This window comes from Candidatus Methylobacter oryzae, assembly GCF_003994235.2.
GTDB lineage: Bacteria > Pseudomonadota > Gammaproteobacteria > Methylococcales > Methylomonadaceae > Methylobacter_A > Methylobacter_A oryzae.
The window spans coordinates 1-15085 of record NZ_RYFG02000098.1; the positions used below are offsets into that span (position 1 = coordinate 1).

13 protein-coding genes and 3 pseudogenes are annotated in these 15085 nt (G+C 45.1%); 5 read left to right on the forward strand and 11 right to left on the reverse strand.

The genetic code is table 11. The features are described from left to right. Nucleotides 1–224 precede the first annotated feature (224 nt). Nucleotides 225–407: pseudogene (locus tag EKO24_RS23205) on the reverse strand (IS3 family transposase); the annotation flags it as partial. 105 nt (nt 408–512) lie between these two features. Here EKO24_RS23205 and EKO24_RS11640 point away from each other — a divergent pair. After that, entirely contained in the window at nt 513–692 is a 180-nt protein-coding gene (locus EKO24_RS11640) for a transposase family protein (RefSeq protein WP_421743921.1), read from the forward strand. Between the two features lie 4 nt (nt 693–696). Here the strand turns inward: EKO24_RS11640 and EKO24_RS23625 are convergent. Together EKO24_RS23625 and EKO24_RS11650 are read right to left on the reverse strand one after the other, a co-directional pair. Then, nucleotides 697–849, reverse strand: a pseudogene (locus tag EKO24_RS23625) (hypothetical protein); the annotation flags it as partial. A 2-nt stretch (nt 850–851) separates the two neighbouring features. Continuing rightward, complete coding sequence (locus tag EKO24_RS11650; protein WP_127029092.1) at nt 852–1574, reverse strand: Fic family protein; 723 nt, start codon at nt 1572–1574, stop codon at nt 852–854. Between the two features lie 51 nt (nt 1575–1625). Between EKO24_RS11650 and EKO24_RS11655 the strand changes: the two are divergent. The 3 genes and pseudogenes from EKO24_RS11655 to EKO24_RS11670 all read left to right on the forward strand — a co-directional run. Further along, nucleotides 1626–1757 (forward strand): annotated as a pseudogene (locus tag EKO24_RS11655) (IS3 family transposase); the annotation flags it as partial. A gap of 864 nt (nt 1758–2621) precedes the next feature. Continuing rightward, nucleotides 2622–2816, forward strand: a complete 195-nt coding sequence (locus EKO24_RS11665) for a hypothetical protein (protein WP_127029093.1) — start codon at nt 2622–2624, stop codon at nt 2814–2816. A gap of 11 nt (nt 2817–2827) precedes the next feature. Continuing rightward, the gene (locus EKO24_RS11670) at nt 2828–3706 is read left to right on the forward strand and encodes a hypothetical protein (RefSeq protein ID WP_143733217.1); all 879 of its coding nucleotides are present in this window, start codon (nt 2828–2830) and stop codon (nt 3704–3706) included. A gap of 35 nt (nt 3707–3741) precedes the next feature. On the opposite strand, the gene EKO24_RS11675 is transcribed toward EKO24_RS11670, so the two are convergent. From EKO24_RS11675 to EKO24_RS11695, 4 genes are all read right to left on the reverse strand, one after another. Next, complete coding sequence (locus EKO24_RS11675; RefSeq protein WP_127029095.1) at nt 3742–4188, reverse strand: DUF4326 domain-containing protein; 447 nt, start codon at nt 4186–4188, stop codon at nt 3742–3744. A 133-nt stretch (nt 4189–4321) separates the two neighbouring features. After that, nucleotides 4322–5299 carry an AAA family ATPase gene (locus EKO24_RS11680; protein WP_206667266.1) on the reverse strand — a complete coding sequence of 326 codons (978 nt, stop codon included), beginning with the start codon at nt 5297–5299 and terminating at the stop codon, nt 4322–4324. Then, on the reverse strand, nt 5287–7140 hold the full coding sequence (locus EKO24_RS11685) for a DDE-type integrase/transposase/recombinase (RefSeq protein WP_206667264.1): 1854 nt from the start codon (nt 7138–7140) through the stop codon (nt 5287–5289). Before EKO24_RS11685 ends, EKO24_RS11680 begins: the two co-directional genes overlap by 13 nt. A gap of 1072 nt (nt 7141–8212) precedes the next feature. Next, nucleotides 8213–8638 (reverse strand): DEAD/DEAH box helicase family protein, encoded by a 426-nt coding sequence (locus EKO24_RS11695; protein WP_127029097.1) that lies wholly within the window; start codon nt 8636–8638, stop codon nt 8213–8215. Between the two features lie 122 nt (nt 8639–8760). Here EKO24_RS11695 and EKO24_RS11700 point away from each other — a divergent pair, with 122 nt between their 5' ends. Further along, nucleotides 8761–9192 carry a hypothetical protein gene (locus tag EKO24_RS11700; RefSeq protein ID WP_127029098.1) on the forward strand — a complete coding sequence of 144 codons (432 nt, stop codon included), beginning with the start codon at nt 8761–8763 and terminating at the stop codon, nt 9190–9192. Nucleotides 9193–9274: 82 nt separating this feature from the next. Here the strand turns inward: EKO24_RS11700 and EKO24_RS11710 are convergent, their stop codons facing one another. The 4 genes from EKO24_RS11710 to glmU all read right to left on the reverse strand — a co-directional run bounded on the left by EKO24_RS11710 (nt 9275) and on the right by glmU (nt 14957). After that, on the reverse strand, nt 9275–10801 hold the full coding sequence (locus EKO24_RS11710) for a DDE-type integrase/transposase/recombinase (RefSeq protein ID WP_127029099.1): 1527 nt from the start codon (nt 10799–10801) through the stop codon (nt 9275–9277). Then, nucleotides 10785–11612: a TnsA endonuclease N-terminal domain-containing protein gene (locus EKO24_RS11715; RefSeq protein ID WP_127029100.1), complete on the reverse strand. Its 828-nt coding sequence runs from the start codon at nt 11610–11612 to the stop codon at nt 10785–10787. The genes EKO24_RS11710 and EKO24_RS11715 overlap by 17 nt, the downstream gene beginning before the upstream one ends. A 143-nt stretch (nt 11613–11755) precedes the next feature. After that, nucleotides 11756–13585: a glutamine--fructose-6-phosphate transaminase (isomerizing) gene (glmS, locus tag EKO24_RS11720; RefSeq protein ID WP_127029101.1), complete on the reverse strand. Its 1830-nt coding sequence runs from the start codon at nt 13583–13585 to the stop codon at nt 11756–11758. A gap of 1 nt (nt 13586) precedes the next feature. Beyond that, complete coding sequence (glmU, locus tag EKO24_RS11725) at nt 13587–14957, reverse strand: bifunctional UDP-N-acetylglucosamine diphosphorylase/glucosamine-1-phosphate N-acetyltransferase GlmU (RefSeq protein WP_127029102.1); 1371 nt, start codon at nt 14955–14957, stop codon at nt 13587–13589. Nucleotides 14958–15085: the final 128 nt, after the last annotated feature.

The following is a 15085-nucleotide window of genomic DNA, read 5'->3' on the forward strand; positions in this document are numbered from 1 at the left end:
CGAAGAAGCCGACCATTATAACCGGCTTAACCTGCTTGTCAACCCCAGCGTTCATTATTGCGGAACCCCAAGGCTGTCTTTCGCAACATCGACCCCGAAAGAGCCGCGCATTCTACGCCTTTACTCTCTGCCGTCAAGCTTTTATTTGCACCACGAATTGCCTCAACTTAAAAAATAACCGAACACTCTCGGATTGATGTGCCAACACTTTTCCGAACACATAGTTAAGCGGCTTTGTGCTGCTGTTCAAAATCCACGGGCGACGGATAGTCATTGGCTGAATGGAGCCGCTCGCGGCTGTAAAACACTTCAATACATTCAAACACCGCCTGCCTAGCAGCGGCGCGGAATTGCTAAGTTTGATGATGTATCAGCTCAGTTTTCAAAGCATGAAAGAAGCTGTCCAATACTGGTCGAGTCAACCGAAAAGCCCCATAAGCAGGGCAATCGCGCTATCTCGGCTATTGACAGAGCATGGCGTATAAAATAGAAAATTTGCAGAGATAACAAGGATGCTACTCAATCCGCCGCCATATTTCCAAGCTATTAAAGACCCGCGCCGTGAAACGAAAAACAAGTTGCACAAGCTGAGCGATATTTTACTGATTGTCTTGTGTGCGGTGTTAAGCGGCATCGAAGACTGGGTGAGCATGGAAGCCAATCCAGGTCCAACAGACTTTTCAATCGCTTGAAAACCAGTTCGACTTGCCAACGGGTCCGATATAATTCGATCAGAGTCGAAGCCTGCAGAACGCCTTCGGAGAAGCTCTTGGTGTAACCATCGATAGTTTGCTCCAGGCTTTTACCCAGCAACGAGGACAAATCTTCCAGATACTCATGCGCGGCCATGCTTACCCCAGTAAAGACAATACGGTGTCAAAGGCTTTGATTTCCGCTGCTAGTGTCAGCTGTAGGAAATCTTGATAATCGTTTTGGGTATGGGCTTTATCTAGGGCTTCGTAATACGCCAGTCGGTCGGCAGCCAGGAAGATTACCGGTAAAAAGCCTGATTTCATCAAATCAAAATTCATCAGCAAGCGAGCAGTACGACCATTGCCATCGACAAACGGATGGATTTTGACAAAGTCCACATGCAACCGAGCGGCGCGTTCGATGGGGTGACCGGTAAAGGTATGGTAGTCCTGCACTAATTCGGCCATCTGCTCGGGTACATGCAGGAAATCCGGTGGCCTGTGTTCAGCACCGGCAATCAACACGTTCTCGTGGCGATAGACGCCCGCGTTGGGGCTGTCGATGTTTTTCAACACCAATTGATGGATGGCTTTAATCAACCGTTCGGAAAACACCTCGTCACCCGCAATCACCGCCTCGACATAGTCGATGGCTTCCTTGTGATTGACGACCTCGAAATGCTCGCGCATCGACTTGCCGCCAATGGTAATGCCTTCCAGCACCACCTTGGTTTCTTTCAGCGTTAGGGTGTTACCTTCGATGGCGTTGGAGTTATAAGTCCATTCCAATACCCAATGGTCATGCAGGGTTTTTAAGGTCTGCGACGGCAATGGGCGGCGGCTATCAAGTTCGGCTTTAAGGGTGTCGCAGTGGTCAAACATATTTAGTTAACTCCATTTGAAAAACTCTAAATACTTTTTTAAGCATTCGGGTACCAAACCAGAGCCGAGGCTAAGCAGGATATATTTGAATATATCGAAGTGTTTTATAACCGTGAACGGCTTCATTCCGCCAATCACTATGTGTCGCCAGTGGACTACGAAAGGCAGCTAAAGTCTGCTTAACTTTGTGTCCGGAAAAATGTTGACACATCAGTTTGCATCAATTGCTTGGGTAAAAAACACTGTAGCAGGATCATCACTAGCGCAGATTGTGTAATGACCATCATATGGTGGTAATTCAAAAGAAGTTCTTAGCATTTCAGAACTTCCGATCTGAATATCCCTAGGGCTTAAGATGTCGTCAAAATCATATTGTTCATCTACTGCTATCTCTATGAAATTAGAGGAGGTGACCATGTTGCGATTGGCATCCTAATTTACCCGCTGGGTAATTTGAAAAGAGATAGACATAAAAAAACCAGTCGCAAATTCATGCTAACTGGCTGATTTGTAGTAACTTTGATGGTGGGTCGTGCGCGATTCGAACGCGCGACCATCGCATTAAAAGTGCATCACCAACGAATTGAAGCAACCTGAAACTACACTTTACTCCTTATATACACTCAGTTTCAAGTTGTTTCGATATGGCTTGATTTTGCATCGCTATAGTTTGACTATTGCGCCTAAGTTTACGCCTAGATTTTTACTGATCCAGACACAAAAGTTGATGTTGCCCCCTATTAAATCATGTTGATATTTGAGAAGTGAGGATGTGAATTTTCGATTTCAACCCTTTGCTTGCCGGTCGTCATATCTGATTGAAGGGCGGAAATTTGATTTTAACCAGTCATAGCTAGCCGACGCAGTAACGTTATTGTGGTAAAACAGCTTTCATGGTAGATTTGCAAAACTATTTAATTCCTTGTTAGTCTCAACACGGACATTGTTCCGTGGTACTTACGAACGGCGGAGGTTGTTGCTAGACACATAACACCCTTTGCAAGATAATTAGCAAATACGGCAGCCATTGCTGCAAGAGGCCAATGTATGACAACTTTACTGAGGTTTTTCGGTCTTGTACCAACAGAGGAAGAGCGCGAACTTCTAAAACATCTTCGTAAGAAAGAGACCTCTTCTATGCGTGTCTTAGGTAGAGGTACGCTCACTATGAGTGCTAAAGAAGCTCGATCAACCAAAAAGTCCAAAGAATTTATTGCAAAAATGGATAAGCTTATTGGCTGACATGAACATAGATGTTTCTCTTACTTATCCTCCCTATTTTAGTTTCTGGTTATAGCACTTTTACACAAAACCCATACCACTACTACAGACTCCACAGGTACGAAGGACAACTTCTTTATTTAGAAAGTGTTAAAATTGGTTTAAATTGTACTTTAGTGAGTGCAGTAGTTACTGTCTTATTAAACTCGTTCGCCCCGCCTTCAATCAAGTTACTCACTTTCGAAATACCGCTTGATATATACAGTTTTGTAAATTCCTTATTAAAAAAAACTTATAATGACTCTGATTATTTGGCATGGGTATTCATTATTACAGTTGGTTCTCTAGCAGTTAGCTATCTATACGTTTGTATTGCAAAAATTGGATTGTTGATCAGGGCATTTGATGTAATTGATGCCTTATCTTGGAGGCGGATTAAAGTCTCCTTTAAGCGTCGTAAATGGCTGTCAAGACAGGACGAGTCACACCTAACCTATAAGGAAAGGACTAGAATAATACTAATGGCATCGGTTTTGAAAGACAGCCCCATAGATGCCTTGTTTTTAAAGTCCTATGTGGAAGACGGTTTCTTTGTCATGCTCACAATGGAAGATCGTAAAGTATATATCGGGCGTGTTATCAGCTTAGGTGAGCCAAACGAAACAGAAGGGATGGATCAAGAAATAGCAATAACACCATATGCAAGTGGCTACAGAGACAAAGACTCTTTGAATTTAGTGCTTACAACAAAATACAAAGACATATCAGAAGATGTGTCTCTTATCTTAAAACAAGATAAGATAATTAGCGCAACTCATTTTTCTGAATCTGTCTACGATGAGTTTCAACATAATCAAATACATAATCAAAGACTGATCTTGCCAAAATTTCACAGACACATAGCTAAGTGAATCACAAGCAAGATCAGACAAAAGCTTACAAAAGACTATCGATCTAAGGTAAATGCTGCCCCTTGTAGCAGAGCATCGAACCTAAATTCTGGATCGTTTGCCAAGCGGATTAAAATTTCTGCATCACATGGGGCCGGTGCGCACCAACACACTAACGACTTGTTTTTAAGATTAAGCTTTATATCTTCAACTAAAGACGGATTTTTGAGCAAATAATCGATATACAACTCTTTGACCTGTTCGATGTCGCCATTGATCCCCAGCCGATACGGATTCCCATAGATTGAGCTACGATCAACGAAGATTGCATCGGGCGGAATATCATCAATATTGGCGTTTAAGATTCTGGGGCTACCTGACCATCGTAAGCAGCTAACGATGTGGAACGGCTGGGCGGATACAAAACACCTTGCATTAAGGTCACAAAAAATTTTGGAGAGAGGCTGAAGCCCAACGCCATCAAAATGAATGTGTGGAGTCATGCTTATCACAACACTTGGGATTCATATTTTCGATACGCGACATCAACGGCTGCAAAGATGTCTCGGTATGCATCGCTTTCTGGATTAAACAATTCGCGGAAATAGAAGTGGAAATACAAACGTTGGGAATTACCTATCTTCTTTGAAGATACCATTCAAGGATGATGGGCATAAGTTCTCGAACTGACAAATTTGGGTAGGAATTGAAAGCTCGTTCGATTAGTGGCCCAATCAGGTCAGAGCTACAATCCATTCCAACCAACAGGTTATGCAGACGAACAGCTTGCTCATTACTTCCATATCTCCCCAACCCCGATTTAGAAACAGACTGTGCTGCATCAATTTTGGCACTGAGCTCCAGTATTCTTTTGTCGATATCCGGAACAATCAAATCCGAGTACTTGGCAATCAACTCAGGGTCACCAGACCTCAGTGCCGCTAACATCGGATGCACGGGCCTTAGCTCATCATCATAAACCTGCTTCAGCAGCTGTGGTGTTATTCGTTCTGTACGGGTAGCAATCGCCCGTAATTGGGCCAATACGAACAACTTTACGACAATGTCGAGCACCCCGTCATACCAACATTGCCGAACAGTCTCTGACAGTACCTCGTCGCGTTTCTGCAGCCACTGGTATTGCCAAAGTTTATCGGTAAACGCCATCCATTCGTTCGCCCTCGCTTGACCGCTCGCGGGGTCCGCCGTTGGTTCGGGAGCTTGCATGGGCTCCCACAATAAGGCTCCAAAACCAGCCCCACGTCGAGCGGATCTCAAATCCATCTCAAAGATGGGGCTAGCCTTTGGCGTACCAACCATAACCACCGGCAAACCGATCACGTTCACCAAGGTCACAAAAAAGTTCAACATCTTTTCCACCCCACCAGATCGGCTCATGCTCAGATGCTGAATTTCGTCGATGACCAGAACACCAATGGCATGAACATTCGCAATCTGGCTCATGAGAGCTATCAAGGCCTCTACACTATGGCGTTTTAATGCATATTTCCGTTCATAATCGGTCTGTAAAACCGCATCAATGGCCTTGAAGAAATGATTACACAAACTCTTGAGCGAACCGTCGTGCGGACAGTCTAATTTCAGGTAAGTGATCTGGGTAAAGTTGTACTTTTCGTGGTATAGCTGTAATCATCCGGCTGTTTGGTCAAGGGGATCACTTCGGCAGGCTCCATCTTGGTATTGGGTTTTGAAATATGGGTAGTCCGCTGCCGCTCTTGCTTCTTGGCTTCTTGACGGTTATTTCGTATTGCAGAAATACGCTCAGCATTCGATAATCCATCGGTTTCTGCAGACTGCGACTGCGCAAGCTTAATCTTCGATTCAATAAAGTTTTCGAGCTCTCTCCGTTTTTGATCAGAAACCAATCGGCTTTCTGCCATAGCCGTTTTTTGTTTGGCTGTTGTCTGCCAAACATCCCAGAAAGAACATCCCCTGAACTCCCGGGATCTTTCGGTTAATCCACACAGCCAATACTCAGCACTGTTCTTACGAGGAAAAAGGTAGATGACATCTGCAACCGCAGGATCATAAGCCACCTCAAAAGACTCGGGCCTTGAAACCTCCTTGCCGCGGTGCAACCATCCTTGCTTAACCATTTCTTGTGATGTGTAATAGATGCCAAAAGTACAAAGGCCCAGCTCAGAAAGCGTCCCTTTCGTACGGGGAAACAAACTCACTCTCAAGGCATCTTCCGACACCACCCGTAGCCGGCCAGTTCGGTGCTGCAATCCCCAGTTCCATAGCGATAGTGGAGTCATAGGCAAGTCAGCAGGCATATCGATACTGCGATCATATTTCTCCAGTGTACAAAAACGGTTGTGGTATAACACTGACGCCAAAATGATTTCAGTAAACTCATGAATTGTCAGTGCGGCATCCAACCGATAGTCTTTGCCGCCTCTTCTTTTTACCGTGTTTACCGTCACCACTCCTGGAGCAAAGGGTTTGAAATCAGCTTGGATAGTCCTGAAGCAGCGCTCCACAATCCCCTTTGCATCACCACGATAGGGAGGCGTATTCTCGATCCTGACGGAAAAGTTACGTTCCAATGATTCAATCTGGTGACCAAGTAACTCTCCTCTATCCGCGAGAATAACATCAGCTAAGCCAATCACCGGCCAATCCGACTCTTCAATGTCGATGCCGTATTGCTTGCAATACTTAACCTTATCGGTCATCGCCATAGCCAAGGCTTGCATGGCGGCTGCGTAAGAGGGATTCTCGAACCCAACATACAACCCGGCGATCATTCGACTGAAAACGTCAATGACGATATAAACGATGGGTCTACCGACAATATTTTTCCTATCGCTGTCTGAAACCAAGTAAATATCGGCAATCGTAGCGTCAATCTCAAACCTGGATCCCGGACCAAGTACATGCGAGTTAGCTGTTCCATTCAGAGGCTGGATATCTTTGTTGTATTCGATCTTGCTGCTGCGTTTCTGAATTTTCTCTATTTGGCTATACTCTCGTTTGAAGAAATGCAGCATTTGCCAATTCGTGGGAATCTCCGATTCAGGGGTTTCGGGGTAATAGGTTTCATATAGAGACTTAAACTTCCGATGCGCATAAGGAAAAGAGTTCTTTTCATCGGTCAGCAGATAACGGTCTATCGCGATCCGGAACAATTTCTCTATATGCGCATCTATTGCGACGCCAATCCCCGGCATATATTTTCTTGGCCTCCCCAACTTTTTGTCTTTTGCCGCGCGTTTTTTCCCCTTGCCACCTGAGTTCATATAGTCAGGAAGCAGCGCATTAGGCGTTTGTCCACGTTGCCAGTATCGACGAAGCAACCGGTAAAATGTCTGCTTCGTCGATCCTTGCTCAGCGATGAGGCGGTTCATGATGGAAGCTCTGATTTCCGGAACATAAAAATGCGGATCCAAGATAATTGGCTTAATCAGATCGTAATTTTTATCCCGTTTCACTTTGATTGAAGAGTCTTCCTCTAACAGAAGAAAATGCAGTTTCTCGTAGGGATCGTCCGCTCTAGTTATTCTCAAGTAACAGGAAAACAGCTAATTCGAGGTCGGAAAGAAAGTGATGGGTTCGCAGGGATTTATGACCGAAAATACGGTGTGATCGTCCTTCCGATGGAACATCCCTAACGGTCAGCCAAGGCTTATATGAACTACCGGATCCAGCTCCACGGCCTTCACGTATCCATTTTTGATTTTTTGTTTCTGAGTTCCCGTATTTCTTCAGTGCCATAAAAAAGCCGCCAAACCGTTGCTCATAAATTGAGTTTAGTCAGGGCGGCTTCAGTATGCAACTTTATTACTCAGTATGATACTTTAATACTTAGTATGATACTTTATTACTCTCCCACACTTGCTGTAGGTGAGTAATAAAGTTCTATACTTAAATTCTCTATAAGCCGTATTCTATCGTAATAGAAATCAACCTTTCAAAAATAAAGTTCTATACTAACTAGACTTATCTTTCATTCATCACAAAAAACTGAGTAATAAAGTTCTATACTAAGATTCACAAATAGACGGAAAACAAAGATTGCTACAAGTGATTCCTAATCTTGAATGCTAGAGTTCGGCCAATTTGCAACATACAAGATTTTTAGTGCATGGTAGCAGTCAAACCAAAAGCTGCCACTTAAAGCAAAGCTCAGTTGCCGCAGTGATAGCATTGATCATTCTGGAACAGAAACGAGCGCTGACCGGCCAATTGCCGACCATCAGGCTTTTTAAGTCAACGTCGAGGATAGTCACAGAGCTGCCGTTCAACGCAAATAACCGGATGCAAATGAAGCGAAGCAGAATTTGCGGCCCGAGTTAATTTGCCTTGTTATGCGAGGCTTGAATCATGAATTACCATAAAATTCGATGTTATCTAAATAGGTTCTTGCTAAAAAGCACCCAAGACCATCAAGATCAGCGTTAACAACCTTCCGAGTCCGCCATGGTGGCTTTAATCAAAACAAATGGCCTCTGAGAAAACCGGGGTGATTCAAAAACTCAGTATTCCATCCTTAAGACACTAAATCTATGCGGTTAGACAGTTGAGTATCTTACCAAGAACATAACTTGACCTTTCTGCGCTAGGTTCTAAAGCTACATGCTCAAACTGAGCACCCAAATTTTTACACAATCGTAGGCACTCATCACTAACGTTTGTCGAGCTGGTGTTTTCTCCTGATCTAAAATTTCCATAGGCCTTGAATTCAGGAGTCGACGAAAGAATAAATATTTTTTCATAAACGCTAGAGTATGAACTAACCGTTGCCGAAATCGTCTCGTAAAGAGCGCTGTCTTTTTGTTTATCAAATCGGAGATTTGCGTATGCAAGATAGTCAATCGCAGAACGGTCACATATAAGCACGTCAAAAACTGAACTTGCAGTCACTTCTTCGATGATATGCAGCATCAATGTCTCAATGTGCATTTGAAGGCTTCTATCTCCTTTAAACATAAACTGGCTTCGTCGTACTGCTTCTTGGATATACCCGGTATTATGTAGCAGCCGCACAAAGCATTCCGCCGCGTAATGCCCTTAATATAACACCTGTTTCTTAACTTCCAAACAGGTGCCACATGGCAGAATCCCACGTTATTTCCGGTCTTGTTGCCAAACGCTCCGAACTGGCCGGACTGGTTCAGCATTATCAAGCAGAAATTAGCCGGATTACTGGCGATCTTCACCACATCGACGCCACCATCAAGTTGTTTGCCCCGGAATTCGATCTGCGTACTGTACGCACCAAGGAACACCGGGAGCGCAATCAGTATTTCAAGCCGGGTGAATGCCCACGAATGACCTTGGATATTTTACGGGAGAGCGACGACACACTAACCAGCCGACAAATCGCGGCGGATATGCTTCGACGCAAAGGGTTGGAACCGAGTGCAGAAAGGTTAGATCAGCTCCAGAAAAGCGCTTTGAACGTCTTGAAGAGGCTGGAAGACAAGGGGCTGGTTACGCAAGGCAACCCCAAAGGTATATCACATACCTGGAAAATCGTTTAAGCAACCAATCGTTCGGCTGGGCGCTTGTTGCCTTGCCAGTATCCGCACCAGTCCCGATTAGTTCGGGTCTGGGCGCATTTCTTCACAACATCCATAAAGATTTCACCGTTGGGCAAGCGCCGGGTATCCTCTTCGCGTAGAAGACTTGAGATTTCATAGTTAAGTTCTCAACAACCTTTTTTTCCATCTTATATTCTGTTATAAGCTCAGATTGCCAGCCTTTATCAATGCTTCGGTCATATTTCTTGAGCACATGAAAACGATTGTGGAAAAGCACAGACTCGAGAATTATTTCCCTGAACTCATGGACGGTCAGTACCGCGTCCAACCGATAATCGCTGCCGCCTCGTCTTCTCACTGTATTTTCGGTTACAACGCCGGGAGCAAACGGCTTAAAATCAGCTTGAACCGTTCTGAAATAACGCTCTACGACTCCTTTGGCATCTCCCCGGTAAGGAGGAGTATTTTCAATTCGAACAGAAAAGCTGGACTCCAACGATTCGATTTGATGCCCCAACAGCTCGCCACGATCTGCCAGAATGGCGTCGGGCAAGCCTGTAGCCGGCCAATCGGCTTCTTCTATATCGAAACCGTATTGTTGACAATAGGCAACCTTATCTGTCATCGCCATTGCCAAGGCTTGCATGGCCGCAACATAGGAAGGATTTTCGAAGCCGATATACAAGCCCGCGATCATACGGCTAAATACATCGATCACAATATAAACAATTGGCCTGCCGACAATATTTCCCCGGTCGCCATCCGAAACTAGATAAATGTCGGCAATCGTGGCGTCGATCTCGAACCTGGTCCCAGGGCCAAGCGCTTGCATATTTGCCGTTCCATTCAACGGCCGAATATCTTTTTTATATTCATTTCTGTTGGACTTTTTTTGAATTTTTTCTACTTGGCTGTATTCGCGTTTAAAAAAATGGAGCATCTGCCAATTCGTTGGAATTTCTGATTCCTCGACATCCGGATAACAGTTTACATACAACGATTGAAACCGCCGATGGGCATATAAAAATGAATGTTTATCCTCGGTAAGCAGGTACCGGTCAATTGCAATGCGAAACAATTTTTCAACCGCCTCATTAACCACAGTTCCTGTGCCGGGTGCGCGTAGTCGCGGACGTCCTAATTTCGTATTTTTTGCGGCCCGGACCTTACCTTTGCCGCCCGAGTTTTTATAATCTCGGATTAAAGCATTAGGCGTTTGGCCTCTTTGCCAATACCTGCGCAATAAAAAATAAAGCGTCTTTTTTGTCGATCTTCGCTCCAGAACAATTTGATTGATAATTGCTGATCTTACCTTCGATGCATAAAACCTCGGCTCAAATACAATTGGTTTAATCAACTCGTAGTTGTTGTCTCTTGTAGCCTTGGCAGGCGAATCATCGTCCAATAGCTGAAAGGACAGCGCTTGAAAGGGATCTGCCGCTCGCTTTAAGACTTCCCTTTCAATTGCGCTCTTCAATTCGTTTTTTGAAACGAGTGACGGAAGAGCAGATTTATCCTCTATGGCTATCCACACGAGCTCTTCCGGCAGTTCAGCCAAGATACGATAAAGCTGATCGTCTAACGACAGCACCTCATTGATTCGAAACACGAAGGGCCTCCGTATAAGTAACCATATTTTCTGCGCGCAAATCGTGGGCTTTTAATACAGTATAAGGAATAAAAATGTCGAACAGGAAACAGCGCTTGGCCAACAGTTGTCTTATTTCCAGTAAAGATTGGCCTGCTGGCAGCGCATAAGCAACATCCAATTGCTTTGTAATATCGATCAGCGATTTAGAAGGAGCTCGGTTGAAATGGTGCGCATACATTGCAACACGGTCCTGCATGGCCTCCGTATCGAGTTCCTCGCGCTGGGCAGGATATAACCAACTGATATTTTGGAAGACAATGTTGGGAATATCTTTTTCGGTGATCAACATCCAGGGAACGGATTTTTGCAGCCAATATCTGCGCTCAAGCTCCAGTTTTTCAATGGTTCGAGCATCTTGCAAGGCCTCGGAATATTTGGCCTGCAATACGAATTTAGGCTGTTGTTCACTTTTGGTATTGACTAAAAAGTCGGAAGTCATAATTTGGGGAACCCCTCGATAAGCCGGATGCGAAATTCCTAAATCATTGGCCAGAGCCAGGGTATCCTCGGCTCGTAACGGAAACTGTTCCCGTATATCCTCGGTATCTTGATGCCATTCCAGCACAAAGAATGCGGCTAACTCGAGGTCGGAAAGGAAGTGATGGATACGCTGAGATTTATGGCCAAAAACCCGATGCGAGCGGCCATCGGAAGGCACATCCCTGACCGTCAGCCATGGTTTGTAGTCTCGGCCCTGCCCGGAACCTCGCCCTTCTTTTAACCATTTTTGGACCTTTATTTCCGAACTCGAATAATTTCTTTTCGCCATAAAAAAGCCGTCCAGTCATTGCTCTCAATGAGAGTCTAGACCAGACGGCTTTGGTATACAACTTTATTACTCAGTATAGGACTTTATTACTTAGTATAGAACTTTATTACTTACCCACACTTGCAACGTTAATTTTACCATTGCTATTCCACCGTAACTGACTTGGCAAGATTCCTGGGCTGGTCAACATCGGTTCCTTTTAGCACGGCAACATGATAGGCCAGCAACTGCAACGGGATGGTGTACACAATAGGCGAAATCTCATTACCAACTTGCGGTACTTTTACAATCTGTACATTCTCGTCATTTGCCGCCGCTAGTGTTTCATCCATGAATACAATCAGTTGCCCGCCTCGGGCGCTGACTTCCTGCATGTTGGATTTGAGTTTTTCCAACAAACTGTTGTTGGGCGCTACGGTCACGACCGGCATGTCCGAATCGATTAATGCCAAGGGACCGTGTTTAAGCTCCCCTGCCGGATAAGCCTCGGCGTGAATATAGGAAATTTCCTTCAATTTTAACGCGCCTTCCATTGCTATCGGATAATGCGTGCCCCTGCCTAAAAACAAGGCATGCTGTTTTTCTGCAAATTGTTCGGCCAAGGCTTTTATTTCCGCGTCCAACTGCAATACTTTTTCGATTTTACCCGGCAAGCTAAATAACTCAGAGGCAATCCTTTGCTCTGCTATTTCAGTCAGTTGAAACCGCCTGCCTATCGCAATCACTAATAACATGAAAGCTGTCAGTTGCGTTGTAAATGCTTTGGTCGATGCGACGCCGATTTCCGGACCTGCCCGAGTCATTAATACGAGATCGGATTCTCTAACCAGCGAGCTTTCCGGCACGTTACAAATAGCCAACGAATATTTTGCGCCCAGCTTCTTGGCCTCAAGCAATGCCGCCAGCGTATCCGCGGTTTCCCCTGATTGCGAGATGGTGACGATCAGTGTGTCAGGGTCCAATACCGGGCTTCTATAACGAAACTCGCTGGCGACTTCGATATTGCAAGGAATATGGGCCAGTTCTTCAAACCAATAGCGCGCCACCAGCCCGGCATGATAACTGGTGCCGCAAGCTAAAATCTGGATGGTCTTGATATTATCGAATACTTCGGCGGCGTTATGGCCGAATACGCTGTCCTGGAGGCGGTTGTTGATGAATCGGCCTTCAAGCGCCTGCGAGATCGCAAAAGGCTGCTCATAAATTTCTTTTAGCATGTAATGGCGATATTCGCCCTTATCGACCGAATCGGCCGTCAATTGGCTTTCTACAATCGGACGCGCGACGGACTTATCATGCACGTCGTAAATTACCAGTTGGTTAATGGTAATCGCCGCGATGTCGCCCTCTTCGAGAAAAATAAAGCGTTGCGTGACCGGAAGCAATGCCGCGACGTCCGAGGCGATAAAATACTCGCCGATGCCGACGCCGATAACCAGAGGACTACCTTTTCTACAGGCTATCAGCATATCGGGATGATCGGCGCTGACGATTCCTAAGGCATAGGCGCCATCGAGCTTTTTGACTGTCTGTTTAACGGCGTTAACGAATCCATCGCTGGATGTCATGGCGTGGTATATCTCATGCACAATGACTTCGGTATCGGTTTCGGAAGTGAACTCGTAACCTAGCTGCTGCTGAGCTTCTCTTAGATGCTCATGGTTTTCAATAATGCCGTTATGCACGACCGCCACTTTATGGCGGCAAATATGCGGATGCGCATTAGCCGTGCTGGGTTTGCCGTGGGTGGCCCATCGTGTGTGCGCTATGCCGACTGGGCCGGAAATGGGATCGGACTCCAGCAGCGCTTCCAGGCCTTTTACTTTGCCCAGCTCGCGTTTACGGTAGATTTGCTGATTGTTAATGACGGCCAAGCCGGCCGAATCGTACCCTCGATATTCGAGCCGTTTTAATCCTTCCAGCAAAATGGGCACTACATTTCGTTGCGCGATGCCGCCTACGATTCCACACATGCTATTTCTCCATCTTAACGGGACGCTGCCATCCTGCAAGAGACGTCTGCTTCGCCCTGCTTAAAGTCAGCTGATCTGCTGGGCTGTCTTTGGTGATTGTCGATCCTGCGCCTATCGTTGCGTTTTTGCCTATCGTAACCGGAGCAACCAACTGGGAATCGGAACCTATAAAAGCGCCGTCTTCAATAACGGTTCTAAACTTGTTAACACCATCATAATTGCAGGTAATAGTGCCGGCGCCTATGTTGACGTTGCTGCCCATTGTTGTATCGCCGATATAACTCAAGTGGTTTATTTTGCTGCCTGATGCTATCGATGATTTCTTTATTTCCACAAAGTTACCGATATGAACATTATTAGCCAGAACACTCTCCGGTCTTAATCTGGCAAAAGGACCAATTCTGCTACCTTGTCCTATGACTGCATTTTCTATCACGCAGTTTGCTAGAATTTCAACATTATCGCCAATCGCAGAATTTTTTATACTCGTATTAGCACCTATTTTGACGTTATTACCGATACTGTTTTTTCCTTCTAAAATCACATTAATATCGATCTCTATGTCTTGCCCCAGGTTTTCTATTGTTCCCCTTTGGTCAAAGCGCATTGGATCTTTTAGCGTGACACCTTGTTCCATCAAGCTGTAGGCTTGTTCCCGCTGATAAACGCGCTCCAAATGGCTGAGCTGTATGCGGTTATTAACACCCAACACTTCGTCTTCGGTTTCAGGCTGGCTGGTAATGATTTGAACCTGATCACCAACCGCCATTTCAATAATATCGGTTAAATAATATTCGCCTTGGACGTTACTGTTATTTAGCGAACCCAGCCATTTTTTTAATTGCTTGCCTTGTACTGCCATGATACCGGTGTTGACTTCATTAATCTGCTTTTCAATGGCGGTCGCATCTTTTTCTTCGACAATTTTTATAACCTGCCCGCTTGCATCGCGAACAATCCTGCCGTAACCCGCCGGATTGGCAAGATCCACTGTCAGTAAAGCCAGAGACCGGTCATTGACATTGTTTATCAGCAGTTTCACTGTTGCTAATTTCAATAAAGGCACATCGCCGTACAGTATTAAGACTGTATCGGAATCGGCGATTTGATCGCTGACCTGTTGTACCGCATGTCCTGTTCCTAACTGTTGCTTTTGTTCGACCCAGTCCGCTTTAAAATGCTTTAAAGCGTCTGTAACTTGATCTGCTGCATGGCCGACTACGATTTTGATGCTATTGTTTTCCAATTGATTGCTCATGTCGTAAACATGATGCAGTAATGGCCTGTTGGAGATTTTGTGCAGTACTTTGGGTATGTCTGAACACATACGCGTTCCTTTACCCGCAGCTAGAATGATGGTTGTTATTTTCATTGGATACTCCATTACAAGTCTATCTAGAACAGATTTGCGTTTACCCGAAGGGCGTCAGACAGGACAGCCTGACGTTAAACCAAAAAAGCCCGATAACGCATCAACACGTTACCGAGCTTTTCAAGAAG

Excerpts from the sequence above, each read along its gene's own strand:
- EKO24_RS11695 (WP_127029097.1), bottom strand. The coding sequence starts at position 8,638 with ATGTTTAAAGGAGATAGAAGCCTTCAAATGCACATTGAGACATTGATG.
- EKO24_RS11675 (WP_127029095.1), bottom strand. The coding sequence starts at position 4,188 with ATGACTCCACACATTCATTTTGATGGCGTTGGGCTTCAGCCTCTCTCC.
- EKO24_RS11650 (WP_127029092.1), bottom strand. The coding sequence starts at position 1,574 with ATGTTTGACCACTGCGACACCCTTAAAGCCGAACTTGATAGCCGCCGC.
- glmS (WP_127029101.1), bottom strand. The coding sequence starts at position 13,585 with ATGTGTGGAATCGTAGGCGGCATCGCGCAACGAAATGTAGTGCCCATT.
- EKO24_RS11670 (WP_143733217.1), top strand. The coding sequence starts at position 2,828 with ATGTTTCTCTTACTTATCCTCCCTATTTTAGTTTCTGGTTATAGCACT.
- EKO24_RS11640 (WP_421743921.1), top strand. The coding sequence starts at position 513 with ATGCTACTCAATCCGCCGCCATATTTCCAAGCTATTAAAGACCCGCGC.
- EKO24_RS11665 (WP_127029093.1), top strand. The coding sequence starts at position 2,622 with ATGACAACTTTACTGAGGTTTTTCGGTCTTGTACCAACAGAGGAAGAG.
- EKO24_RS11700 (WP_127029098.1), top strand. The coding sequence starts at position 8,761 with ATGGCAGAATCCCACGTTATTTCCGGTCTTGTTGCCAAACGCTCCGAA.
- glmU (WP_127029102.1), bottom strand. The coding sequence starts at position 14,957 with ATGAAAATAACAACCATCATTCTAGCTGCGGGTAAAGGAACGCGTATG.
- EKO24_RS11715 (WP_127029100.1), bottom strand. The coding sequence starts at position 11,612 with ATGGCGAAAAGAAATTATTCGAGTTCGGAAATAAAGGTCCAAAAATGG.